The sequence below is a fragment of the Brevundimonas pishanensis genome, from assembly GCF_022750635.1.
GTDB classification, from domain to species: Bacteria; Pseudomonadota; Alphaproteobacteria; order Caulobacterales; family Caulobacteraceae; genus Brevundimonas; species Brevundimonas pishanensis.
This window is the reverse complement of record NZ_JAJKBG010000004.1, coordinates 1-22656: the sequence shown is the minus strand read 5'-3', so window position 1 is coordinate 22656 and position 22656 is coordinate 1. Positions and strand designations below refer to the sequence as shown.

General features: G+C 61.9%; 19 protein-coding genes. 5 read left to right on the top strand and 14 right to left on the bottom strand.

The window, feature by feature from the left end; translation table 11 throughout:
- Window positions 1-91 precede the first annotated feature (91 nt).
- Both LOX95_RS08715 and purN read right to left on the bottom strand, forming a co-directional pair.
- On the bottom strand, window positions 92-2128 hold the full coding sequence (locus tag LOX95_RS08715) for a M13 family metallopeptidase (protein WP_242914099.1): 2037 nt from the start codon (window positions 2126-2128) through the stop codon (window positions 92-94).
- A gap of 105 nt (window positions 2129-2233) precedes the next feature.
- Window positions 2234-2851: a phosphoribosylglycinamide formyltransferase gene (purN, locus tag LOX95_RS08710; RefSeq protein WP_242914098.1), complete on the bottom strand. Its 618-nt coding sequence runs from the start codon at window positions 2849-2851 to the stop codon at window positions 2234-2236.
- 183 nt (window positions 2852-3034) lie between these two features.
- On the opposite strand from purN, the gene LOX95_RS08705 reads away from it, so the two are divergent.
- On the top strand, window positions 3035-4606 hold the full coding sequence (locus tag LOX95_RS08705) for a S10 family peptidase (RefSeq protein WP_242914096.1): 1572 nt from the start codon (window positions 3035-3037) through the stop codon (window positions 4604-4606).
- 60 nt (window positions 4607-4666) lie between these two features.
- Here the strand turns inward: LOX95_RS08705 and purM are convergent, their stop codons facing one another.
- Complete coding sequence (gene purM / locus LOX95_RS08700) at window positions 4667-5704, bottom strand: phosphoribosylformylglycinamidine cyclo-ligase (protein WP_242914095.1); 1038 nt, start codon at window positions 5702-5704, stop codon at window positions 4667-4669.
- 79 nt (window positions 5705-5783) lie between these two features.
- On the opposite strand from purM, the gene rnd reads away from it, so the two are divergent.
- Complete coding sequence (gene rnd / locus LOX95_RS08695; RefSeq protein WP_242914094.1) at window positions 5784-6938, top strand: ribonuclease D; 1155 nt, start codon at window positions 5784-5786, stop codon at window positions 6936-6938.
- A 68-nt stretch (window positions 6939-7006) separates the two neighbouring features.
- Here the strand turns inward: rnd and LOX95_RS08690 are convergent, their stop codons facing one another.
- Genes LOX95_RS08690 through LOX95_RS08675 form a run of 4 tightly spaced genes read right to left on the bottom strand, consistent with a single transcriptional unit; the run spans window position 7007 to window position 11971 of the window.
- Window positions 7007-7498 carry a hypothetical protein gene (locus LOX95_RS08690; protein WP_242914093.1) on the bottom strand — a complete coding sequence of 164 codons (492 nt, stop codon included), beginning with the start codon at window positions 7496-7498 and terminating at the stop codon, window positions 7007-7009.
- A gap of 22 nt (window positions 7499-7520) precedes the next feature.
- The gene (locus LOX95_RS08685; protein ID WP_242914092.1) at window positions 7521-9005 is read right to left on the bottom strand and encodes a Ppx/GppA phosphatase family protein; all 1485 of its coding nucleotides are present in this window, start codon (window positions 9003-9005) and stop codon (window positions 7521-7523) included.
- On the bottom strand, window positions 9005-11233 hold the full coding sequence (locus LOX95_RS08680) for an RNA degradosome polyphosphate kinase (RefSeq protein WP_242914091.1): 2229 nt from the start codon (window positions 11231-11233) through the stop codon (window positions 9005-9007). Before LOX95_RS08680 ends, LOX95_RS08685 begins: the two co-directional genes overlap by 1 nt.
- Before the next feature lie 54 nt (window positions 11234-11287).
- Window positions 11288-11971, bottom strand: a complete 684-nt coding sequence (locus LOX95_RS08675; protein ID WP_242914090.1) for a P-loop NTPase family protein — start codon at window positions 11969-11971, stop codon at window positions 11288-11290.
- 330 nt (window positions 11972-12301) lie between these two features.
- On the opposite strand from LOX95_RS08675, the gene aspS reads away from it, so the two are divergent.
- Entirely contained in the window at window positions 12302-14137 is a 1836-nt protein-coding gene (gene aspS / locus LOX95_RS08670) for an aspartate--tRNA ligase (RefSeq protein ID WP_242914089.1), read from the top strand.
- 78 nt (window positions 14138-14215) lie between these two features.
- Here aspS and LOX95_RS08665 read toward each other — a convergent pair whose 3' ends face one another.
- The 3 genes from LOX95_RS08665 to LOX95_RS08655 form a co-directional block, all read right to left on the bottom strand.
- On the bottom strand, window positions 14216-14989 hold the full coding sequence (locus LOX95_RS08665) for a pentapeptide repeat-containing protein (RefSeq protein ID WP_242914088.1): 774 nt from the start codon (window positions 14987-14989) through the stop codon (window positions 14216-14218).
- Between the two features lie 85 nt (window positions 14990-15074).
- Window positions 15075-15575: a pentapeptide repeat-containing protein gene (locus LOX95_RS08660; RefSeq protein WP_242914087.1), complete on the bottom strand. Its 501-nt coding sequence runs from the start codon at window positions 15573-15575 to the stop codon at window positions 15075-15077.
- A gap of 56 nt (window positions 15576-15631) precedes the next feature.
- A complete protein-coding gene (locus tag LOX95_RS08655) occupies window positions 15632-18133 on the bottom strand; it encodes a TSCPD domain-containing protein (RefSeq protein ID WP_242914086.1) in 2502 nt (833 codons plus the stop codon).
- A gap of 207 nt (window positions 18134-18340) precedes the next feature.
- Here LOX95_RS08655 and LOX95_RS08650 point away from each other — a divergent pair, with 207 nt between their 5' ends.
- Both LOX95_RS08650 and LOX95_RS08645 read left to right on the top strand, forming a co-directional pair.
- The gene (locus tag LOX95_RS08650; protein ID WP_242914085.1) at window positions 18341-18733 is read left to right on the top strand and encodes an NADH:ubiquinone oxidoreductase subunit NDUFA12; all 393 of its coding nucleotides are present in this window, start codon (window positions 18341-18343) and stop codon (window positions 18731-18733) included.
- The gene (locus LOX95_RS08645; RefSeq protein WP_242914084.1) at window positions 18730-19389 is read left to right on the top strand and encodes a DUF2155 domain-containing protein; all 660 of its coding nucleotides are present in this window, start codon (window positions 18730-18732) and stop codon (window positions 19387-19389) included. The genes LOX95_RS08650 and LOX95_RS08645 overlap by 4 nt, the downstream gene beginning before the upstream one ends.
- On the opposite strand, the gene aat is transcribed toward LOX95_RS08645, so the two are convergent.
- From aat to aroQ, 4 genes are read right to left on the bottom strand one after another with little or no spacing between them, the layout of a single operon-like run.
- Window positions 19331-20068 (bottom strand): leucyl/phenylalanyl-tRNA--protein transferase, encoded by a 738-nt coding sequence (aat, locus tag LOX95_RS08640; RefSeq protein ID WP_345791445.1) that lies wholly within the window; start codon window positions 20066-20068, stop codon window positions 19331-19333. The two genes, LOX95_RS08645 and aat, sit on opposite strands and share 59 nt — an antisense overlap.
- 4 nt (window positions 20069-20072) lie before the next feature.
- Entirely contained in the window at window positions 20073-21425 is a 1353-nt protein-coding gene (gene accC, locus LOX95_RS08635; protein WP_242914083.1) for an acetyl-CoA carboxylase biotin carboxylase subunit, read from the bottom strand.
- A gap of 8 nt (window positions 21426-21433) precedes the next feature.
- Window positions 21434-21916 carry an acetyl-CoA carboxylase biotin carboxyl carrier protein gene (gene accB / locus LOX95_RS08630; RefSeq protein WP_242914082.1) on the bottom strand — a complete coding sequence of 161 codons (483 nt, stop codon included), beginning with the start codon at window positions 21914-21916 and terminating at the stop codon, window positions 21434-21436.
- Window positions 21917-21953: 37 nt separating this feature from the next.
- Entirely contained in the window at window positions 21954-22397 is a 444-nt protein-coding gene (aroQ, locus tag LOX95_RS08625; protein WP_242914081.1) for a type II 3-dehydroquinate dehydratase, read from the bottom strand.
- Window positions 22398-22656 lie beyond the last annotated feature (259 nt).

Here is a 22656-nt window from a genome sequence, read left to right as displayed (position 1 = left end):
GGTGAAAACCGGCGGGGCTTTTTTGTGCTTGGAGACAAAGGAAAAGGCCCGCAGCAGAGCGCTGCGGGCCTCTCTTTTGGTCTAAGTCCGCTTACCAGATGCGGACGCGGTCTTCCGGCTTCAGATATTGCTTCTGATCTGCCGTGATACCGAAGGCGTCATACCAGGCGTCGATGTTGCGCGGCGGGGTGGCGGCGCGGGCCGAACCCGGCGAGTGCGGGTCGGTGGCCAGATATTCGCGCAGCGTCTCGTCTCGGATCTTGTCACGCCACACCTGTGCCCAGCCATAGAACAGGCGCTGCTCTGCAGTGACGCCATCCAGCACGGGAGCCGGCTGGCCGTTCAGGCTGCGGTTATAGGCGGCATGTGCCAGAACCAGACCGCCCAGATCGGCGATGTTCTCGCCCATGGTCAGTTCCGGATTGATCGACACGCCTTCCAGCGGCTGCTGTGCGGCGTAGAGTGCGCCCAGCTTCTTGGCCTCCACGTCGAAGCGGGCGGCGTCTTCCGCCGTCCACCAGTCGCGCAGTTGGCCCTTGGCGTCGGTCTTGCGACCCTGATCGTCAAAGCCGTGCATGATTTCGTGACCGATGACGGCACCGATGCCACCATAGTTCACGGCCGCATCGGCATTCGGATCAAAGAACGGAGGCTGCAGGATAGCGGCAGGGAAAACGATCTCGTTACGCAGAGGGTGGTAGTATGCGTTCACTGTTTGCGGCGACATACCCCATTCTTCCGGATCAACGGCCTGACCGATCTTGCCGCGCTCATAGGCCCAGTCGAAGGCCGAGATGGCTTCGAGATTGCCGTAGAGGTCGTTGGCTTTGACCTCGAGCCCCTCATAGGAGCGCCACTTGGTCGGATAGCCGATCTTGGGACGGAAGCTGTCCAGCTTGGCCAAGGCTTCGGCCTTGGTGGCCGGCGTCATCCATTCAAGATTTTGCAGGCGGTCACGCATGGTCGCGATCAGGTTGGCGACCAATTCATCCATCTGGGCCTTGGAGGCGGCGGGGAAATGGCGGGTGACGTATTCCTGACCCAGCACTTCGGCCAGACTTCCGTCCACCAGAGCAACGCCACGGTTCCAGCGCGGGCGGATTTCCTGCTGACCACGCAGGGCCTTGTTGCGGAAGTTGAAGCGAGCGTCGACGAACTCTTTCGAGAGATACGGTGCGGCACCGTCGGCGATATTGAACGCCTGCCACGCCTTCAGGGTCTCGATGTCGGTCTCGCCAAATACCTGCGCCATGCCCGGCAATGCGGTGTTCTCGGTCATGACGACCTGGGCGACGTCTCCGACCTTGGCACCTTGCAGATAGGCAGCCCAATCAAAGCCCGGGGCATAGATTGAGAGTTCTGACGCTGCGATCGGGTTGTACAGCTTGTCCAGTTGACGGCGATCGGCGATGGGCCAGTGCTTCTGTGCCACCTTCGTTTCGAAGGCGAGAATGTCTGCGGCGGCCTTGGACGGGTTTTCCCAGCCGATCAGAGTCAGCATCTGGATGACGTAGGCGTGGTACGCCTCGCGCTGGGCCGCAAAGCTGTTGCTGAGGTAGTATTCGCGTTCCGGCAGGCCCAGCGAGCCGATGCCCAGATAAAGCGAGTTAACCGAAGAGTTCTTCATGTCTTCCATGACGGAGACATCGAAGATGCTGCTGCCGAACTTGTCTTTGCTTGCGCCCATCAGGCGGGCAATGTCGGCGTGGGTGCGCGCCGCGCGCACAGCAGCCAGATCATTGGCCATCGGGCGGGCACCCAGACGCTCAAGTGCTGCCTCGTCCATGAAGCTGGCGTACAGGGCACCGACCTTGCGGGCATTGTCGGTGGTGGGGTTAGCTGCAGATTCTTCGATGATCGCGCGCAGTTGCCCCTGCGCGGTCTCATAGAGCATGTCGAACGGACCGAACCGGGTCTTGTCGGCAGGAATCTCGATGCTGGCCAGATAGTTGCCGTTGGCGAACTGGTTGAAGTCGTCACCCGGACGGACACTCATGTCGCGGCCGGCAAGGTCGAAGCCCCACGGTTGGTAGTGGGCACCATGGCCGGTATGCGACTGGGCACTGGCCACGCAAGGCGCAGCGATACAGGCCGAGAGAGCGACGGCGCACATAAGGTGCTTTTTCATTCAGGCGATCCTTCAGGATTTCAGCATTGGGGCGGATTTGAACGCGCCTCAGGTCACGAAATCAAGCTTTGCGCTCGAACCTCCGGTTGCGGGAGTTAAATTAAGTTAACCTGCTAACTGTCGGCAGAACCGGTCCAGAACCTCGGGGTAAAGCGTGTGCTCGACGCCCTTTACGCGCTCGGCCAAAACCTCGGCACTATCGTCTGGCAAAACCGGAACACGGGCCTGTCCCAGCACAGGGCCTTCGTCCATGCCCTCGGTGACGATGTGGATCGTGCAGCCGGCCTCTGCGTCACCGGCCGCAATGGCGCGGGCGTGGGTGTCCAGCCCCGGATAGAGCGGCAGAAGGGACGGGTGGATATTGATCATCCGGCCTTCCCATTCGCGCACCAGATAGGGCGTCAGGATGCGCATATAGCCCGCCAGAGCGACAACCTCGATCTGAGCCTCGGCCAACAGCTTTTGCACGGCGCGCTCGTGCGCCTCGCGGTCTTTTCCAAAATCGCGGTGGGGAAGGGCGATGGCCTCTACGCCAAGGGCACGCGCCTTCTCAAGGCCGGCGGCGTCCTGGATATTGGAGACGACTAGCCCAACTTCGTAAGCCGCTTCGGCCCGTTGTCCCGCCTTGATCAAGGAGACCATATTGGTGCCGGAACCGGAGATCAGCACCGCGACGCGGGTCTTGGTGCGTGGAGGGTTCGAAACGGTGTCGGCAGCGGTCATCGGGCACTCGAACGAGGCTACGTAAGATGCGCGGACCCATGAAGCGCGCCGCCCCTAAACGCAATAGGGATGTGCCGTTTCATCGTCAGGTGGCGGAGGCTTCACGTTACAACATAACGACGGTGTTGATGCTGTCCTATGGCCGTGCTTAGGCTGCGTCCATTGTATTTAGGGGGAGTACCTATGCGTCATCTTATCGTCGCGGCCTGCGCCGCAACCCTGCTGGCTGCGCCATTGGCAGCGAACGCGCAGGAGGGGGGGCGTTCGGCGGCCGAGCGCAACCGCAATGCTGTCGCAGAGGACATCGAAAAGAACTGGGTGCGCCCCTCGGCCGAAGAGCGCGAAGTCACCACCAGCCACACGATGCAGGCTCACGGCAAGACCCTGCGCTACAAGGCAACTGCGGGCACGCTGACGGTCCGCACCGACGCGGGCCAACCGACGGCTAGCGTGTTTTACGTCGCCTATACGCTGGACGGCCAGCCGCTGGGTTCGCGCCCGATCACCTATATGTTCAACGGCGGTCCGGGCTCGCCAACCATGTGGTTGCACATGGGGGCCTTTGGTCCGACACGCGTCCCGACCGACAATCCGGTCTATGAGCGCCCGGCGCCGTTGCGTCTGGAAGCCAACGACATGACGCTGTTGGACAAGACCGATCTTGTCTTCATCGACATGGTAGGGGCAGGCTATTCGCGCCCGCTGGGTGATGCGGCGGGTTCGACCTTCTGGGGCGTGGATGCGGATGCGGACACCTTCGCCCGCGCGATCCTGCGCTACACCACCAAGAACAACCGCTGGGCCAGCCCGAAATACATCCTGGGCGAAAGCTACGGCACGCTGCGCGCGGGTGCGCTTTCCTATCAGTTGCACGACCGCGGCCTGCAGTTGAATGGCGTGATCCTGCTGTCGTCGATCATGAACTATGGCGTGCGCCAGCCGGGCTTCCCGCAGAACTACGTCAGCCTGCTGCCGACCTATGCCGCGACGGCTTGGTATCACAATGCCATCAACCGCAACGGCGTGACGCTGGAGCAGCATGTCCAACGCGCGCGCGAGTTCGCCGAGGGGCCGTACACGGCCGCACTGAACAAGGGTCACTCGATCTCGGACCAGGAAAAGGCCGCTATCGCCCAGCAGATGAGCGCCCTGATCGGCCTCGACCCGTCCTTTATTCAAGCCGCCGATCTTCGTGTCGAGCTTAGCCCGTTCCGCAAGGAACTGCTGCGCGACCGCCGTCAGACGGTGGGGCGTCTGGACAGCCGCTATATCGGTCTGGACGCCAGTCAGGTGACGGGTGGACCGGAGGAAGATCCGGCTTCCAGCGCGGTCACGGGGGCCTATTACGGCCTGTTCCAGGACTATATCGCCAACACACTGAACTACCGGACCGATCTGGAGTACCGTCAGTCGGCGCGTGGCCTGCCGGGCTTTGACTGGAACTGGTCGCACCGTCCGCCGGTCGGTGGTCCGCAAACCACCCCGAATACCGCGGTCGATCTGGCCACTGTCATGCGCCGCAACCCGCATATGAAGGTTCTTGCGCTGAACGGTTATTACGATGCGGCCACGCCGTTCTTCGGCACCGAGTATGATCTGAACCAGATGATGCTGGAGCCGCACCTGCGCAAAAACGTCGAGTTCACCTACTATGAAGGCGGACACATGATGTACACCAGCCGCGAGCCGCTGGTTCAACTGTATCGCGATCTGGCGAAGTACTACGACGAGACGTCCAACGGCGGCGTCCGCTGACAAAGAAAGGCCCCGCAGAGCGATCTGCGGGGCCGATTTCTATTAGCGGGCAGGGAAGCTTTAGGCTTCGACCAACTGACCGCAGATGAAGGCTTCTTCGCCAGCGTTCAGTAGGGCAGCCAGGATCGGCTCTGCGTTTTCCGGCTTGGCGATCAGGATGAAGCCCACGCCGCAGTTGAAGGTGCGGCGCATTTCGTGGGCGTCGATCTCGCCGACTTCAGCCAGCCATTGGAAGACCGGCGGCAGTTCCCATGCGTTCCAGTCGAACTCGGCTTTGAGGCCCTCGGCAATGCAGCGCGGTGGGTTTTCAATGAGGCCGCCACCCGTGATGTGGGCACCAGCGTTGACCAGACCCGACTTCATCAGCGGCAGGACCGACTTGATGTAGATACGGGTCGGCTCCATCAGAGCCTCGGCGAGGGTCTTGCCCTCTGCGAACGGCGCAGCACCGTTCCAGCCCAGACCCGACTTCTCGACGACCTTGCGTACCAGCGAATAGCCGTTCGAGTGCGGACCCGACGAGCCGATGCCGATGATGACGTCGCCACCTTTTTGCTGGTCGAGGTACGGCAACACCTGACCGCGCTCGACTGCACCGATCGAGAAACCGGCGAGGTCATAGTCCGAACCTTCGTACATGCCCGGCATTTCGGCGGTTTCACCACCGACCAGTGCCGAACCCGACTGGCGGCAGCCCTCGGCGATTCCGGCGACGACGCGCTTGGCGGCGTCTACGTCCAGTTTGCCGGTGGCATAGTAGTCGAGGAACATCAGCGGCTCTGCGCCTTGGGCCAGCAGGTCGTTGACGCACATGGCGACCAGATCGATGCCGACGCCGTCGTGCATGCCGGTTTCGATGGCGATCTTCAGCTTGGTGCCCACACCGTCAGTGGTCGAGACGATCAGCGGATCGTTGAAACCGGCGGCTTTCAGGTCGAACAGGGCACCAAAGCCACCGAGCGAAGCCTCTGCACCGGGGCGGCGCGTGGACTTTGCCAGAGGTTTGATGGCGTCGACCAGACGCTCGCCGGCGTCAATATCTACGCCAGCAGAGGCGTAAGTCAGGCCGGTTTTAGGGGCTGCGGAGGTGTCGCTCATCGGTCACGGCTCAAAAACAGGGACAAAAAAGTGCCGTAGCCTCTTGCCACGACGCTGTCGTGCGGGGCTATAGACCGGAATGACGCCAATCACCACCAATGACGCGCTGATCGCTTTCTGTGATCGCTTGGCCAAGGCCCCGTTTGTGACCGTTGATACGGAATTCATGCGGGAAACGACCTACTGGCCGAAGTTGTGCCTGATTCAGGCTGCCGCGTCCCCGACCGACGCCGCGATCATCGACCCGATGGCCGAAGGTCTGGATCTGGAGCCGTTCCTGGCCATCCTGCGCGACGAATCGATTCTCAAGGTTTTCCACGCCGCTCGTCAGGACGTTGAAATCTTCAACCGTCTCGGCGCGATGCCGCGCCCGATGTTCGACACGCAGGTCGCCGCCATGGCCGCCGGTTTCGGCGATCAGGTTTCCTATGAAGCTCTGGTCCGCCAGATGCTGCGTCAGGAACTGGACAAGGGCAGCCGCTTCACCGACTGGGCACGCCGCCCGCTGTCGGAAGCGCAACTGACCTATGCTCTAGGTGACGTGACCCACCTTGCGGCCCTGTACCCCAAGCTGCGTGACCGCCTGCAAAAGGAAGGTCGTCTGGAGTGGGTCATGGGCGAAATGGATGCCCTGATCGATCCGGCCCTGTACGACACCACGCCGGAGAATGCGTGGAAGCGCCTGAAGCCGAAGAAGTTCAACGCCAAATATCTGGCCGCTTTCGTGGCGACCGCCGTATGGCGCGAACGTACCGCTCAGGAACGCGACCAGCCGCGCGGCCGTATCCTCAAGGACGAGGGTATCGACGAAATCGCGGTCCAGGCCCCGACCGATCCGGATGCCTTCAACCGTCTGCGCTCCGTGCCCAAGGGCTTTGGCGCGTCGCGCATGGGTCTGGAGCTGGCTGCCGAACTCAAGCGCGTTCTGGCCGATCCCGAAGCCCACGCACCCAAGCTTGAACGCCCCAGTGCCCACCAGCCGGCCCCGCCGTCGGTGGTTGAACTGCTGAAGGTTCTGCTGAAGGCCAAGAGCGACAACGAAGGCGTGGCTTCCAAGCTTATCGCCACCGTATCCGATCTGGAAAAGATCGCTTTGGACGACAACGCCGACATCGAAGCCATGAAGGGCTGGCGTCGCAAGATGTTCGGCGAAGACGCGCTGAAACTGAAGCGCGGCGAGATCGCATTGGTCCTGAACGGATCGCGCGTCGAGATCGTCGAGATCGAAGACTGAGTTCACAGTCTTGCTGACAAAAAAGGGACCGCAGCCACACGCTGCGGTCCCTTTTGTTTATGGCCCGATTACGCGCCTAGGGCGTTGGCGCGCCGAGTGCGGGCGATAAGCATCATTATCAGTGCAAAAGCCGACGGCCACAGCGCGAGCTCGAATACGAAGAGTTGCTCGACCCGTTGAGGTGCCGTGACGGCAAAACTGACTGGACCGACTTCATTGATCGCCGTCTGGACGGCGATTTCCTGATAGCCATTGATCACAACGCTGAGGCCAATCAGTGCGAATACGCCCAGCCAGATTACTGGCTCGATTGGCGATGACGGGCGCTGATCCTTGGCCGACCTGCCGATAAATAATGCAATGACAGCCGCCAGACACAGCAGGCTGCCCAGCGCCAAAAGTAACAGCATTCCCAGCTTGCTGACCGGATGGGCGATCATAAACAGGCCGATGTTGCTAAGCTGTGAACCGATATAGCGGTCGATGATGATGCCTTTTGCGATCCACGTTCCGATCGCGGCAATCAGGGTTACAAGGCCAGCGATCCTTAAAGTCCACATCGTCCGCCCCTCCGGCGTGGTTTTAAAACTCCGCCAGTTCCAAATTCATCGCATCGGCCAAGGCCTTGGCGCGGCGGCGGGTCTGGCTGCCGAGCAGCATTGATCCGTAACCTTTGACGGCGGTGACGCGCAGGGTGCCCTTGCTGATGGAAATGGCGGCGTTGGACAGGAGCTGTGGCGAGCGGCCTGACAGGTCGCAGGCCAGGCGCATGGCCAGCCCCAAGGCACGGGCGCGTTTCTGGCCTGCAGAGGAGAGCAGGCGATCCACGACGGCGGGCTTGTGCACCGCATTGGTGCCGCCATAGCGGGCGTACATGGCCAGTGCGAGGAAGGCCCGCTCGGCATGGTTCTGTCCGGCGATGGGCGACCACAGCACCTGATCGAAAACCAGTTCCGGTCGGTGATCGGGGTGCAGGCGCGCACCTATGTCGGCCAATCGGCAGACCGACGACATCAACAAGGCGTCACGCGCTTCGCCGAAGACGTCGGGCAGGGCCGAGGCGATAGGCTGTAGCCATCCATCCAGCGCGCGAGGCAGGGCAGGGTCTACACCCTGACGGCCACCCCATGCCGAGCATCCGGCCAGAAGCGGATCGATGGCGCGTTCCCGGTCGTCCATCTCCGCATGCAGCAGGCCTTCGCGTACACCCCATGCCGAGAAGTGGATCGTCTCGATACCCAGACGATCAATCAGGCCCTTAAGGTTTAGCGCCGCATAGGGCAGGGTCTCGGCGCGGCGTTTGGAGACGCCGGGGTGTTTTTCCAAAGACGCGCGCGACTGGGCCGCGACGTAGTCGGCCAGTTCGTTCGCTTCGTCCGCGGTCATAGAATACTGGTGAACGATGCGTAGGGGATGGTCTTTCATCTCCATGTGCATCTGCGCCAGTGTGCGCCACGCACCGCCGACCGCATTGAAAGTCTTGCAACGATAGTCGTCGGGGATGGCGGCAAGAACCTTGGCGATGCGGTTCTGGACGCGCTTGGCCTCAAAGCTTTTGCCAGCCTCCAGAACGAACGGACCCAGTGGCAGGGTGATACCGGGGCCCTTGGCCCCGAGGCGGTTCAGCTCAAGGCTGGCCCCGCCTAGATCGCCCACGACCCCGTGAGCCGTCGGGTCGCCTGCCCGCACACCGAGAGCGGCATAGCGGGCCTCTTCCTCGCCACTCAGGACACGGATATCGAGGCCGGTCAGGTCGAACACCTGCTGACAGAAGGCGGGGCCGTCGCTGGCTTCGCGCACTGCGGCTGTGGCGGCGGTCAGCACCATGTCGGGCTGGACGCCTTCGATGACTGCTGCGAACCGACGCAGCGCCACCAGCGCCATCTCCACGCCCGGCCCGTACAGGGTTCCGGTGACCGAGATGTCGCGGCCCAGACCCGCCAAAACCTTTTCGTTGAACATGGTCCAGACGGCACGGCCTTCCAGTCGGTACAACACGAGGCGAACCGAGTTGGAACCGATGTCGATGACGGCAATCTGGCGGGACGGATATTCGATCTCTGGCATTAAAGTGCCTTTTGACCTTTCGCGCCGCCATAGGACAGCGTGCTAGGCAAGGTCTTCACCTTGCGGCCACGCCCGGACAGGCTGGGGTTGGTCATGAAGTATTTGTGCGCCGAGAACGGACGCTCGCTGCCCGCCGGAACGACGCGGCTGTAAGTACCATCGGGACGAAGGGTCCATGACTGGGTGTCATCCTTCAGGTTGGCCACCATGATCTGGTCCAGCACCTGATCGTGGACGGTGGGATTGATGATCGGAGTCATCAGCTCAACCCGTCGATTGAGGTTGCGCGGCATCCAGTCCGCCGAGGAGATGAACAGTCTGGCCTTGTTGCTGGGCAGGTCGTGACCATTCGCAAAGGCCACAATGCGGCTGTGCTCGAGGAAGCGTCCGACGATGGATTTGACGCGGATATTCTCCGACAGACCCTTTACCCCCGGACGCAGGCAGCAGATGCCGCGCACCACCAATTCGATACGCACGCCCCACTGGCTGGCTTTGTAGAGCGCATCAATGATCTCGGGGTCCACGACCGAGTTCATCTTGGCCCAGATGGCGGCGGGCTTGCCCATGGCGGCGGCCGACATTTCCTTGCCGATCATTTCCAGAAGGGTGGCCTTCATATTGATCGGGGAAACGACCAGAGCTTCCAACTCATCCGGCTCGGCATAGCCGGTGATGTAGTTGAACACGCGCGTTGCATCACGGCCCAGCTTGGCCTCGCAGGTGAACAGGCTGAGGTCGGTGTAAATCTTGGCCGTCGTCGGGTGATAGTTGCCGGTGCCAAAGTGGCAATAGGTGCGCAGGGCATCGCCTTCGCGGCGCACGACGACGCTGAGCTTGGCGTGGGTTTTGTACTCGACGAAGCCGAACACGACGTGGACGCCTGCACGTTCCATCTGGCGGGCCCAGCGCAAGTTGGCCTCTTCGTCGAAGCGTGCCTTCAGCTCGATCAGGGCGGTGACGTTCTTGCCGCTTTCGGCGGCCTCGATCAGTGCCGCGACGATGGGGCTGTCTTTGGACGTGCGGTACAGGGTCTGTTTGATGGCGATGACGTTCGGGTCACGCGCGGCCTGACGCAGGAACTGGACTACCACGTCGAAGCTTTCGAACGGGTGGTGGATCAGCATGTCCTTTTCGCGGATCGCTGCGAACACATCGCCACCGTTATCGCGCACCCGCTCGGGATAGCGCGGCTCATAGCCTTTGAACTTCAGTTCAGGATGGCCCGGCGGGATAAGCTCGGACAGTTGGGCCAAGCCCAACATCCCATCGACGATAACCACGTCCTGAGGCTGGGCATGCAGTTCGCCGACGATGAATTCTCTAAGGTCATCAGGCATTTCGGCCTGGATCTTGATGCGGACCACAGAGCCCATGCGGCGCTGCTTCAGCGCTTCTTCGAACTCCATCACAAGGTCTTCGGCCTCTTCCTCGATCTCGATATCGGAATCGCGGATCAGGCGGAAAAGACCCTTCTCCAGCACTTCACAGCCGGGGAAGAGATGGTCGATGAAGGTCAACAACAGGCCTTCCAGCGGAACGTAGCGCGTCTTGCCGAGGGTAGAGCGGCCATCGGTCGGCAGGGCCCAGAAACGGCGCACCTGTGTTGGCACAGGCACCAGTGCATAGAGCACGCGATTGTCGCTGTTGCGGCGAAGTTTGAGCGCCAGCGAGAAGCCGAGGTTGGGCAGGAAGGGGAAGGGGTGCGCCGGATCAATCGCCATCGGCGTCAGAATCGCGAACAGCCGGTTCAGAAACTCCGGCTCCAGACGTTCGCGCTCGGTCTTGGTGATTTTGGAAGGCTCGACGATTTCGATGCCCGCATGCGCCATCTCGCGCTTTAGCACACGCCACTGGCGCTGTTGCTCGGCCATCAGGCTACCGGCGGCGGCGTTGACCTTTTCCAATTGCTCTGCGGGCGTCAGGCCATCGGGCGACACCACGCGAACATGTTCGCGGACCTGACCCTTCAGGCCCGCCACGCGCGTCATAAAGAATTCGTCGAGGTTATTGGCCGAGATCGACAGGAACCGGACACGCTCCAGCAAGGGGTGCGCTTCGTTTGCCGCTTCTTCCAGAACGCGACCGTTAAACGCCAGCCAGGACAGCTCGCGGTTGATAAACCGCTCGGGCGATGTCAGCAGGCTCTGGTCAAGCTCAAGCTGGGGCGCACGCGACGAGGGAACGTCCTCGCCAGCCTTGGTCGTGGTGGGGTTGAAATCGGTCATACCGATTAGTCGCTCGCGAGTGTGACGTTCGCAAGCGCGTTTGGACTGAAAACCTTAGGAAAGTCCTGCGGTAAAATCGCCTTCAAGCACCTGACGGGCCAGAACTCGCGTCACGGGGCGATGGAACATGTCCAGACGATCGACGATGATCTCCGCCGACTGGGCCGAGCGGTCGATGCGGCGAACCAGATATTCGATGACACCTTCACCGGGCACGATGTTACGCGCCGCGAAGGCCCGTTTCAGCATGGCCGCCAGAATAACGTCGTCCGGTACCTCGACCGCAATGGTGCGGATGGCATTGAGGCGTGAGCGCAGATCGGGCAGGCGGGTCATCCATGCCGAGGGGGGATCGCGCGACACCATGAGCAAAGCGCCGCCACCGGACTGGGTCAGGTTGATGAGGTGGAAAAGAGCCTCGTCATCGGCCCCTTCTGCTTCTTCCAGCAGGACGGGGCGGCCTTCCAGTTCCAGCGGGTCGCACCATGCCGCCTCTTCGCCATGTAAGGCGATTGCACCGACCCGCTCGACCCAGGCGGCGGCCATGTGGCTTTTGCCGCTGCCGGTAGGACCATAGAGCGCCATGACCGAGCCCGGTTCAGAGGGCCAGTCTTCGAGGGCCTCTGCGGCGACGGCGTTGGAGGTAGAGACCTCCAAATCCGACGCACGGCGCGACGTCTCCTGTTTGAGCGGGAGGCGAAGCTGCATCTGGGCCATATGAGCGCGATCTGCGGACATGACCTTTTCATACCAAGGTGTGATCGGGCCGTAAGGGGGCGCCTACTGTTGGGACCGTGGACGGAAGCTCGGGAATTGTGGATCAAACCTTCCCCTGTGGGCGGTTCTGGAGACGCCCTGTGGGAAAAATCACCGCCGCTGTGGTCGGATGGGGAAGAACTGGCGTGACGGCGTTGGGTGATCGGGAGGCGCGGAATCGCCTGCCGCGCAAAAACACTGAGAATGACCTTCTATATAGGGCGCTGAAAACTTGACATTCGGGGGCAATAATGCGCCCTACGCCTTCAATTTTCCGCCGCGCGCGCGGCGCTTCCTGTCTGATCGATTCATATGCACGCCTACCGCTCCCATACCTGCGGCGCGCTCCGCGCCTCTGATGCTGGTTCTTCCGTCCGTCTGTCGGGCTGGGTTCACCGTAAGCGTGACCACGGCGGTCTGCTGTTCATCGACCTTCGCGACCACTACGGCCTGACGCAGCTCGTTCTGCACCCGGAAACGCCGGGCTTTGAAGCTGTCGAGCGCCTGCGCGCCGAAAGCGTCATCAAGATCGACGGCGAAGTCATTGCCCGCTCGGCCGAGACTACCAACGCCAATCTGCCGACCGGCGAGATCGAAGTTCGCGTCCAGTCGGTTGAAGTCCTGTCGGAAGCTGCTGAACTGCCGCTGCCGGTCTTCGGCGAGCCGGAATATCCGGAAGAAATCCGCCTGAAAAACCGCTTCCTCGACCTGCGTCGCGAGACCCTGCACAAGAACATCGTGCTGCGCTCGAAGGTGATCCATTCGATCCGCCAGCGCATGGTGGAGCAGGGCTTCCTTGAGTACCAAACCCCGATCCTGACGGCCTCGTCGCCGGAAGGCGCACGCGACTTCCTCGTGCCGTCGCGTATGCACCCGGGCAAGTTCTACGCGCTGCCGCAGGCTCCGCAGCAGTTCAAGCAGCTGCTGATGGTTTCGGGCTTCGACCGTTACTTCCAGATCGCGCCGTGCTTCCGCGACGAAGACCTTCGCGCCGATCGTTCGCTCGAGTTCTACCAACTCGACGTGGAAATGAGCTTCGTCACGCAGGAAGACGTCTTCCAAGTCATCGAACCGCTGATGAACGGCATCTTCACCGAGTTCGGTGAAGGCAAGCCGGTGTCTCCGATCGATCAGACCCACACCTTCACCAACGACTTCGGTGAGACGTTCGAGCACAAGGGCTTCGAGCGTCTGACCTACGCCCAGTCGATGAAGTGGTACGGCTCGGACAAGCCGGACCTGCGTAACCCGATCAAGATGCAGGACGTTTCGGAACACTTCCGCGACGGTGGCTTCGGTCTGTTCGCCAAGATTCTCGGCGCTGATGCCAAGAACGCTGTCTGGGCCATTCCTGCCCCGACCGGTGGCTCGCGCGCCTTCTGCGACCGTATGAACTCTTGGGCTCAAGGCGAAGGCCAACCGGGCCTCGGCTACATCTTCTGGTCCGACGACCAGCAAGCATGGGGCGGCCCGATCGCCAAGAACCTCGGTCAGGAGCCTACCGAAGCCCTGATGGCTTCGTTGGGTCTGGGCAAGGGCGACGCCGCCTTCTTCACCGCCGGTGATCCGGCTGTGTTCGCCAAGTTCGCTGGCCTGGCCCGTACCCGCGTGGGTACCGAACTGAAGCTGGTTGACGAAGAGCAGTTCAAATTCTGCTGGATCGTCGACTTCCCGATGTTCGAATGGTCGGAAGAAGAGAAGAAGGTCGACTTCTCGCACAACCCGTTCTCGATGCCGCAAGGTGGCCTTGAGGCTCTTGAGAACCAAGACCCGCTCACCATCCGCGCCTATCAGTACGACATCGTCTGCAACGGTTATGAGCTGTGCTCGGGCGCGATCCGTAACCACAAGGCCGAGATCATGCTCAAGGCCTTCGAGATCGCTGGCTACGACGCCTCGGTCGTTGAAGAGCAGTTCGGCGGCATGCTGACCGCCTTCCGTTACGGGGCACCGCCGCACGGTGGTCTGGCTCCGGGCATCGACCGCATCGTGATGCTGCTGGCTGGCGAAACCGCCATCCGCGAGGTCATTGCCTTCCCGCTGAACCAGCAAGGTCAGGACCTGCTGATGAACGCTCCGGCAGAAGCCGAAGAGCGTCAGATGAAGGAACTGTCGATCCGCACCCAACTGCCGCTTAAGTCTGCTTAAGCGGCAGGCCGGTCGGTCGCTGACAAAAAAGAAGGGGCGCTCCGGTCGGAGCGCCCCTTTTTTGGGGTCTGAAACTTGTTAGCAGGTACGCACGGTGAGGCCTCGCGGCAGGGACGTGGTACGATCCCCGCACGCCTGATTGACCTGTTCCTGCGTCAGGTTGCGTGCGCGAGACAGGTCCGCGCCACGGATGTCGGTGCGGCGCATCGAGGCATCTTTAAAGTTCGCGCCCTGGAAATTGCTGCTGCGGAGGCGCGACATGTCCAGATTGGCGTCGGAAAAATCGGCGTTGGTAAAGTCGCTGCTCGTCAGGTTCGAGGCCGTGATCTGGGCATCCCGGAAGGTCGCGCGCGAGGCGCTGACCTGGCGCATGGTGACGCCGAACATGATGCTGTCGTTGGCGTTCATACGGTCCATCATGGCCGCAGTGAAATTGGCCCCGTTGGCCTCACTATCGGACAGATTGGCGCGGGTCAGATTGGCCTTCGTAAACCCCGATCCGTTGGCGGAAGCGCCGGACAGGTTCACACGCTCCATATTGGCCTCGGTGAAGACCGAACCTGCCAATTGGGCCCCGCGCATGTCAGCGTCGCGGAAACTGGAACCCTGAAAGACCGAGCCGATCATGCTGGCACCCCGAAGATTCGCGCCGATCAGCGTAGAGTTGCGGAAGCTTGCACCGGTCATCGTCGCGCCCGAGAGGTCGCGGCCCGACAATTCGCAGCGGTTGCATGTACCGCCCAGCGAAATCACCCGCGCCACGTCCCGTTCCTGAAGCGTGACAGCGGCTGCCGGTAATGCAAATGCGCTGCACGCGCCCGCAAAAGCGAGGGCGGCGGCGACAGACTGCATTCTGATCCAAGCCTTTTCCATACTCGGAAGATGCCCCCTAATGCACTGAAACCCTACTTAAATCGCGGTAACAGTCGGGGCCTAATCAGCAAGACGCAATGGCCAAACCGTGGGGAAGTTGTGTCAAAGCGTCGCCGCAAGCGCGGTTTAGTTGTGTTTGGGTGAGACCTCTCGCTTGGGATAGGTCGGCCCCCGAGAAATTGGTGCCTTCCAGCTTTGCGCCTGTGAAATCAGAACCGCGTAGCGAAGTGCCGACAAACGATGCGTTTCCCAAGTCGGCCCCCGCAAAGCTGGCCCCCGACATGACCGCTCCAAAGGCGTTCACATCGCGCAAGTCGGCGTTGCCAAAGCGGGCACGGTTCAGAACAGAGAGTGACATATCCGCCTGGCGCAGGCGTGCGCCGGACAGGTTGATCGCCCGTACCTGAAGTCCGCCCAATTCCGCCTGAAACAGATTGCAGCGCGGGCAGGACACGCCATTGCGCACAGTCGCGATCTGGCTGTGGTTCTGGGCCATTGCGGTCGTGGGTGAGAGCGGCAGCAGGGCCAGCACCACGACTGGCAGGTGGGAAAAGCGTATTCTCATGGCACAAACCTGTCCTGTGGCCGGGCGATTGTCCGGATCACAGCAAGTCGCGTGCCTTACCCCTGCATCTGGGGCGACACGCCACAGCTATCGCAGACCCAGCCACCGCCACGGTTCTGTAGGGCAAAGTCACCACAGGCGGGGCAGGCCGTGGCATCGGGAGAAACCGCCGCCGGAGCAGGCGAGGCGGGCTTTTTGCCGAACGGCACCACGACCAGATTGTCAGGGGTGGCACCGCGCGCGAAGCCCTTAGAGATAAAGCGCGTGGCCGGCACGGTTTCAGGCTCGCCCTCGGCGCTGTCCAGGCCATCGCCTGCGGTGGGTGCGGCATTCGCCAGTTCCGTGCGGTCCAGATAGGACACGCCCAGTTCGCGAAAGATGTAGTCGAGGATCGAGGTCGCCGAACGGATGGAATCATTGCCCGTCACGCGCCCAGCGGGCTCGAAGCGGGTGAAGACGAAGGCATCGACGAACTCGTCCAGCGGCACGCCGTATTGCAGACCAATGCTGATGGCGATGGCGAAGTTGTTCATCAGACTGCGGAAGGCGGCACCTTCCTTGTGCATGTCGATGAAGATTTCACCCAGCTCGCCGTCTTCGTATTCGCCGGTATGGATATAGACCTTGTGGCCCGCCACCGCGGCCTTCTGGATATAGCCTTTGCGACGGTCCGGAAGTTTGCGGCGGGTGCGGTCGCGCTCCACCACGCGCTCGATCACACGCGGACTGGATGGAGCCTCTTCGACGACGGCCGTGCGCACAGGCGCATCGGCAACGGCGTCGAAATCAAAGGCGAGGTCAGCGGGCGGCGAGGCGCGACGAAGCGTCAAAGCGCGAACACCTTCAAGCGCGGCATGGGAAATGGCGCGCGAGCCATCCAGCAGCGTCTCGTCCCAGTCCAATTCAATGACCAGAGGGGTTGGCGTGTCGCTGGAGCCATCGATGGCGCTGACCAGTTCGTCCGTCACATCGGCGGGCGACATGGAGAGCCAATCGGCCAGTCCGGCCGGCGCGTCCCAGGTCGAAAGGTCGCCATGACCCAGAACCTGCGCCTGTGTTTCGGCAATATCGTCGGCGCTGAAGCCCAGCAGAGGCAGGATGGAGCCAGCCTCGGCATCCAGCCCGAGTACATCGTGGATGAAACCGGCATCCAGAACTGGGCTGCGGAACGCCTCATCGAGCGGGTCGATGTGGGCGAGGGACATCTCGAGGCCCTCCAGCTCCAGTTCGGTGAAGCCCAGTTCATGCAGGGCCTCGTGATTGACCGGTGTGTCGCCTGCAAGGGTGCGCGTACCGAACAGATGACGCTCGGCGCTTTCCAGATCGCCACCCTTGCGGGAAATGGCCTTGGCCAGTGCGGGACGCAGACGCGGCGCTTCCTCGCCATCCTCGGTCTGATAACGGTCGATATGGGTAAAGCTGCCTAGCCCAAGGCGCAGCGCGGGCTCCGGCTCGCTCAGGAACAGGCGAAGTCCGGCGTGATGGGTCTGGACGTCGTCTGCGTGGCCCAGATGTTTGGCCAGTGCGGTCGATGCCGAAATATAAGCGGTGCGGACGGTCTCGGCGACCTGTCGCGCGAGTTCGGACGGGTTTTCAAGCCCCAGCCGTAGAGCCGTGTCAGCCAGTCCCCCCAGTCCAAATGCCATGCGCGGCTGAGGGTGTGCTGTCAGAGCAGCCAGAATGGTCCACACGCGCGCAATGTCGGAAAGGGCCGACGTGGCCTCGGTGCCGACCAGTGCGAGCACGGCCTCGACGTCCAACTGAACGCGCGCTTCCAGATCCGTCTGGCTGAGCGCAATCGCCTCGGCGTGGTCGAAGGCAATCAGCACTTCGCCCTCCACGGAGGTTTCGGCCAGTTGTTGCGCCAGCGATCCGCCGGCGGCCAGCAGATCGCGCTGGGCCTCGACGACCAGTCTCAGCGGCTCGGCATCCGCCACCGCGCCCAAGGGCTCGCCTTCGATGGCGCTGACGATATCGGCGTGGACGGCACCGCATCGGTGGGCCTGTGCGGCTGCGCGGGCGAGGGCAGGATTGGTTTGAGGCGAGGTACAGGCTTCGCGCGGACCTTCGCAGCGAATTACGGCATCGCGCACAGCCAGCAGGGCGTCGTCGATGGCAGCTAGGGCTGTGGATGCAAGACGTGCCCCGCGCGCCCGTCGCCGGAAGTCGTCCAGTCGCACCGTCGCGTCCGGCTCGCTCAGAAACAGGATGTCGAACGGGCGCGGGGCGGTGGGCAGGGCGGGGGCAGCCAAGCCAAGCTGCAAACTGGCCAAGGCCAGTGCGGCATCCGCCTCGCTCAAAACACCCAGTTCGCGTCCTTTGGTGATCAGCGGGGCGGCCCATTCGGCCAAGGCTTCGATGATGTTGCCAGAAGTATCGAGCCGTCGCGCCGATGCGGGATCGAGACGCGGTTCCAACCAGTCAAGCCACGCTTCGATGCGGGCATCGGTCCAGTCGGCGGGTGCAAGTACGGACGCGACGGTCGAGGCTCGCTCGATGCGCCGTGATTCCAACTTCAGATCGATAACGGCATTCGCAAAATCAAACGCGCCACTCATGGATCGCCTCCACGCTGCACCAATGTGACAGCCTAAGGCGTTGTTTCACGCTCGCTCAATAGATATTGCGGCCCTTGGTGCATTTACCCCCAAGATATTGGATCAAAGGTTTTTGCACGATCGCTGGACGTAGGCGCTTCAGGTTTCTATTATCGCCGCGCCGCTGACTGTCTCCTTGCGGCATGATTTTAGAATGAGTGCGACGACGTGCTGAGCAAGATCTTTACCTGGTGGAATGGCGCTACCATTGGCACCCTGTTCACCATTGGCAAGCGTGGCAGCCTGGTCGGCACGGACGAGTTTGGTAACCGCTATTACCAATCGCGCGACAACGTTTCCTATGACGGCCGCAAGCGCCGTTGGGTTGTCTATGAAGGTTATGCCGAAGCCACCAAGGTTCCGCCGGAATGGCAGGGCTGGCTGCGCTATACCTATGACGAGGCACCGAGCGAAAAGCCGCTGCCGCGCAAGGCGTTCGAAAAAGACCATCTGCCGAACCTGACGGGCACGCCTTATGCGCGCCGTCCGCAAGGCTCGCTGGCCGCTATCGGCCAACGTCCGGCTGCGACCGGCGACTATCAGGCCTGGACGCCGGAATGAGTTTCCGCGGGGCACTGCTGGGCGGCATCGTTGCCGCAGGTGTCGGTCTGTCGGGGGCAGGGGTGACCGCTGCCCTCATGGACGTGCCTCAAGATGCAGTCCCCGCATCTCAGGACCCGGTCGGTGATGCATTGAAGGCTGCGCAAAACCCGCAGCCCCAGACGCCGCCGACCCCGCCGGTTCAGGATATCCCTGCCGGCACAACCAGCATCACGGTTGTCGACCCGAACGCGCCGCTTCCTCAGGAAGAAGTGCCGACCGAAGAGACCGCCGAAGAAACCGCCGAAGAAGCTACCGAAGAGGTGGCAGAGGTCGTCGAGCCGACGGTGCGCCGTCGCCATCGCGTGGCCCTGATCCATGCCATCGACAAGACCACGGCCGAGAGCATGCAGTTCGAGGTCGAAGTCGGCGGACGTCCGGTCCGTTTCGCCCGCAGCCTGATCTTTAAGGTCCGCGCTTGCGAGGTAACCGGTGCCAACGAACTGACCGAAGACGCTATTGCTTATGTCGAAGCCGGCATTCAGCCGCGCGCCGAAAAGGCTCTGAATGAGGCGCGTCAAATCTTCAAGGGTTGGATGTTCGCATCCTCGCCCAGCCTCAACGGCATTGAACACCCCGTTTATGATGCGTGGGTGGTGGGCTGTAAGACCCGCTAAGCGCGGCTTGCGCCAGACTGACGGCGTCGGCACCTGACAACGGCAGGGCCAGCCCTCGCGTATCCCCTGATAATCTCAAGGCTACAGCCAGCTTGCGCAGATAGGCACGCTGGGGAATTTCCTGCGCGCCAAACTGTTTCAGATGATCGGTGATGAACTGGGCATCCAGCAGTGTGAACCCCGACCGTTTTAATCGCGCCACCAGATGAACCAGCGCGACCTTGGATGCATCGGTACGGCGGCTGAACATGCTTTCGCCGAAGAAGGCGCTGCCCAGCGATACGCCATAGAGGCCGCCTACGAGCACCTCGTCCTGCCAGCACTCGATAGAGTGGGCGTGCCCGCGTGCGTGGAGCTGGGTATAGAGGTGGCGGATCGGGTCGTTGATCCACGTATCCTCGCGACCGGGGGCCGACGCCGCACAGGCGTCTACAACAGCCAGAAAGGCCGTATTCACGCGAATGTCGAAGGGGGCGTTGCGTACCGTACGCCTCAGGCGCGACGGGATGTTGAACTGGTCCAGCGGAAAGATGCCCCGCTGATCCGGTTCAACGAGAAAGACGCGGGGATCATCCCGCGCCTCTCCCATTGGAAAGACCCCGTTTGCGTAGCAGCGAAGCAGGGCGTCGGCGTCAAACACCTCGCGCTCCACTGCGCTGAAATCAGGGTCCTCTTCGATCAAGTCAGGCTTTCGCCTTTTGGGCAGCCGCCCATTTTTCCAGCCAGTGGATGTCGTAGTCGCCCGACAGGATGTCCGGCTCCTGCAACAGCTTCTGGAACAGCGGGATGGTGGTATCGATACCGCCAACGACAGTCTCGCCCAGAGCGCGCTTGAGGCGGGCCAGAGCTTCTTCACGGTCGCGACCGTGAACGATCAGCTTGCCGATCAGGCTGTCGTAGTAAGGCGGGATCGAATAGCCCGAGAAGATTGCGCTATCGAGACGCACACCCAGACCGCCCGGAGCGTGGAAGTCGGTCACAGTGCCCGGCGACGGGGTGAACGTTTCGGCGTTCTCGGCGTTGATACGCACTTCGATCGCGTGACCTTTGAACTCGATGTCTTCCTGCTTGAAGGACAGCGGTAGGCCCGCAGCGATGCGGATCTGTTCGCGGACCAAATCGACGCCGGTGACCATTTCGGTGACCGGGTGTTCGACCTGCAGACGGGTGTTCATCTCGATGAAGAAGAACTCGCCGTCTTCCCACAGGAACTCGATGGTGCCGACGCCGAGGTAACCGATGGCGGCAATGGCCTTGTTGACCACTTCACCGATCTTGGCACGGCCTTCCGGCGACAGGGCCGGAGACGGGGCTTCTTCCAGAACCTTTTGGTGGCGGCGTTGCAGCGAGCAGTCACGTTCACCAAGGTGGACAACGTTACCGTGGCTGTCGGCGATGACCTGAATTTCGATGTGGCGCGGCTTCTGGAGGTAGCGTTCCATATAGACGGCACCGTTACCGAAGGCGGCCAGCGCCTCGGACTGTGCGGTCTGGACCGCTTCGACCAGATCATCGGCGGTCATAGCGACCTTCATGCCGCGACCGCCACCGCCAGCAGCAGCCTTGACGATCAGCGGGAAGCCGATGGTCTTGGACGCTTCGATAGCTTGCTCGACGGTTTCGACTTCGCCGTCGGAGCCCGGAACGACAGGGATGCCTGCGTCCTTGACGGTCTGCTTGGCCGTGATTTTGTCGCCCATCACGCGGATGTGGTCAGGCTTGGGACCGATGAAGGTCATGCCGTGGGCTTCGATGATTTCAGCGAAGCGGGCGTTTTCCGACAGGAAGCCATAGCCCGGGTGGATCGCCTGAGCGCCGGTGATTTCGGCAGCGGCGATGATCTGCGGGATGTTCAGATACGACTTAGCAGCCGGAGCCGGACCGATGCAGACGCTCTCGTCGGCCAGGCGCACCCACATGGCACCGCGGTCGGCTTCCGAGTGGATGGCCACCGTCGAGATGCCCATTTCCTTACAGGCGCGATGCACCCGAAGGGCGATTTCGCCGCGGTTGGCGATGAGAACCTTGGTGAACATGTTCAGGCTCAGGCTTCCAGAACGACCAGAGCTTCGCCGAACTCGACCGGCTGTGCGTCGCCGACGAGGATTTCGGCGACCACGCCGTCACGCGGGGCAACGATCGGGTTCATGGTCTTCATAGCTTCGATGATCAGCAGGGTCTGGCCCTTCTTGACCTTGGCACCAGCCGAAGCGAACGGCGCAGCGCCGGGAGCCGGTTGCAGGTAGGCGGTACCAACCATCGGCGACTTCACTTCTTCACCCGAACGGGCGGCCGGAGCGGCGGCAGCAGCCGGAGCAGCAGCGGCGGCAGGTGCAGCAGCCGGAGCAGCGGCGACCGGAGCCGGAGCGTATTGAACCGGAGCAGCCGCGACGGTGACTTCGCGCTTCACCTTGATCTTCAGATCGTCTTTCTCGACTTCGATCTCGGTCAGCTCGGTTTCGTTCAGGATGTTGGCGAGGGCGCGGACCAGATCAGCGTCGATGGCGGTGTGCTTGTTGTCGGACATAGGGTGTCTCTTCTCGTGTACTTAGCCGCAGAGCCGCTTAGGCCGAACGGATGAGGTTCAAGGCCGCCTTGACGGCCATTTCATACCCCTGAACGCCCAGGCCGGCGATCACGCCAGTGGCAGCCAGGGAAACATAGGAGTGGTGCCTGAAGGCCTCGCGCGCGGCGGGGTTCGACAGGTGGCACTCGATGACGGGAATGCTCAGGGTCTTCAGCGCGTCGTACAGCGCCACAGAAGTGTGGGTGTAGGCGGCTGGATTGATGATTAGTGCGGATGCCTTGGTGCGGGCTTCCTGAATCCAGTCGACCAGCTGGCCTTCGTGATTGGACTGCAGGAACACGACCTGTGCGCCGTCCGCCGCGGCTTCGCAGCGCTTCTGGACGTCGGCAAGGGTGTCACGCCCATAGATCTCGGGCTCACGCTCTCCGAGGAGATTGAGGTTAGGACCGTTCAGGACGTAGAGGACAGGCGCTTCGGGCATTCGCTCGTATTGGTGGTGCGCGAAAGGTTGCGCGGACTCGAGGACTTTCTAGCCTGACTTAGCATCCGACGCCAAGCATTCGCGCAAATTCTTGACGTTACGTCAGGCGAGGGCGTGTTAAATCAAGCTTATGCGGGTGGCAATGCGCTTACGGCACCTGTTTGCAGGTGCTGTTTGGGCATCGACACGTGTGTGGTGTGAGTCGAGGCCGTGTAAAAACGTTCTGGGCTGGTTTGACGCGCATCGGGCATTGAGGCGC

Excerpts from the sequence above, each read along its gene's own strand:
- LOX95_RS08715 (WP_242914099.1), bottom strand. The coding sequence starts at position 2,128 with ATGAAAAAGCACCTTATGTGCGCCGTCGCTCTCTCGGCCTGTATCGCT.
- purN (WP_242914098.1), bottom strand. The coding sequence starts at position 2,851 with ATGACCGCTGCCGACACCGTTTCGAACCCTCCACGCACCAAGACCCGC.
- LOX95_RS08705 (WP_242914096.1), top strand. The coding sequence starts at position 3,035 with ATGCGTCATCTTATCGTCGCGGCCTGCGCCGCAACCCTGCTGGCTGCG.
- purM (WP_242914095.1), bottom strand. The coding sequence starts at position 5,704 with ATGAGCGACACCTCCGCAGCCCCTAAAACCGGCCTGACTTACGCCTCT.
- rnd (WP_242914094.1), top strand. The coding sequence starts at position 5,784 with ATGACGCCAATCACCACCAATGACGCGCTGATCGCTTTCTGTGATCGC.
- LOX95_RS08690 (WP_242914093.1), bottom strand. The coding sequence starts at position 7,498 with ATGTGGACTTTAAGGATCGCTGGCCTTGTAACCCTGATTGCCGCGATC.
- LOX95_RS08685 (WP_242914092.1), bottom strand. The coding sequence starts at position 9,005 with ATGCCAGAGATCGAATATCCGTCCCGCCAGATTGCCGTCATCGACATC.
- LOX95_RS08680 (WP_242914091.1), bottom strand. The coding sequence starts at position 11,233 with ATGACCGATTTCAACCCCACCACGACCAAGGCTGGCGAGGACGTTCCC.
- LOX95_RS08675 (WP_242914090.1), bottom strand. The coding sequence starts at position 11,971 with ATGTCCGCAGATCGCGCTCATATGGCCCAGATGCAGCTTCGCCTCCCG.
- aspS (WP_242914089.1), top strand. The coding sequence starts at position 12,302 with ATGCACGCCTACCGCTCCCATACCTGCGGCGCGCTCCGCGCCTCTGAT.
- LOX95_RS08665 (WP_242914088.1), bottom strand. The coding sequence starts at position 14,989 with ATGCAGTCTGTCGCCGCCGCCCTCGCTTTTGCGGGCGCGTGCAGCGCA.
- LOX95_RS08660 (WP_242914087.1), bottom strand. The coding sequence starts at position 15,575 with ATGAGAATACGCTTTTCCCACCTGCCAGTCGTGGTGCTGGCCCTGCTG.
- LOX95_RS08655 (WP_242914086.1), bottom strand. The coding sequence starts at position 18,133 with ATGAGTGGCGCGTTTGATTTTGCGAATGCCGTTATCGATCTGAAGTTG.
- LOX95_RS08645 (WP_242914084.1), top strand. The coding sequence starts at position 18,730 with ATGAGTTTCCGCGGGGCACTGCTGGGCGGCATCGTTGCCGCAGGTGTC.
- accC (WP_242914083.1), bottom strand. The coding sequence starts at position 21,425 with ATGTTCACCAAGGTTCTCATCGCCAACCGCGGCGAAATCGCCCTTCGG.
- accB (WP_242914082.1), bottom strand. The coding sequence starts at position 21,916 with ATGTCCGACAACAAGCACACCGCCATCGACGCTGATCTGGTCCGCGCC.
- aroQ (WP_242914081.1), bottom strand. The coding sequence starts at position 22,397 with ATGCCCGAAGCGCCTGTCCTCTACGTCCTGAACGGTCCTAACCTCAAT.